The organism is Pseudomonas sp. BP11-1-1 (assembly GCF_052112105.1).
In the GTDB taxonomy this organism is placed as follows: Bacteria; Pseudomonadota; Gammaproteobacteria; order Pseudomonadales; family Pseudomonadaceae; genus Aquipseudomonas; species Aquipseudomonas alvandae.
On record NZ_JAUTYU010000046.1, the window covers coordinates 1 to 694 of the forward strand.

Annotated in this window: 1 protein-coding gene; it reads right to left on the minus strand. The window is 65.1% G+C overall.

The annotated features are described in order from the left end of the window. On the minus strand, positions 1–694 hold a 694-nt coding region (locus Q7C33_RS28915), incomplete at both ends, for a VCBS domain-containing protein (RefSeq protein ID WP_407684596.1).

A 694-nucleotide genomic window follows, 5' to 3' on the forward strand; every position in this document is an offset into this window, starting at 1 on the left:
TGTAGGCGAAGGTTTCGGTGCCGTTGCCGCCGCCGTGCAGGCCTTTGAAATCGGCGTCGGAGGTATTGAGCGTGTAGGTGTAGGAACCGTCGGCGTTGAGCACCAGCGTGCCGTAGGTACCGGTGAACGTGCCGGGGGTGATCGGGCCGGACGCCACGTGATCGGCGCCTTGGGTGTCGTTGGTCAGCACGCTGCCGGTCAGGGTCAGGTTGCTTTCCGAGGCGGTGCCGGCGTTGCTGTCGTCCACGGCCTTGGGCAGATCATCGACGATGTTCACGTCCAGATTGCCCGTGGCGGTGGTGCCGTTATCGTCGGTGACCACCACGGTGAATTGCTCGCCCAGGCTGTTGGCGCCGTTCGCGTTCGGGTGGGCTTCGTTGTCGAGCAAGGTGTAGCTGTAGCTGACCACGCCGGTGGCGGCGTTGAAGCCGGTCACGGTCAAAGTGTTGCCCAGCGCGGTGGTGATCGATTGCGGGAAGCCGGCGGCCACGCCACCGCTGACCACGGTGATGCCGCCGACGCTGAGGGTCTGCACGCCGTCCAGCGCGGTCACGGTGAAGGTGCCGCTTTGGGTCAGTGCCGGAGCGTCCGGGCTGCTGCCGTCGCTGAGGTTTTTCTCCTGCAGCGTCAGCTCGCCGCCTTCCGTGTCGAGGCCGTTGATGATCACTGGATCGTCGTTGTTGTGGACTTGCAG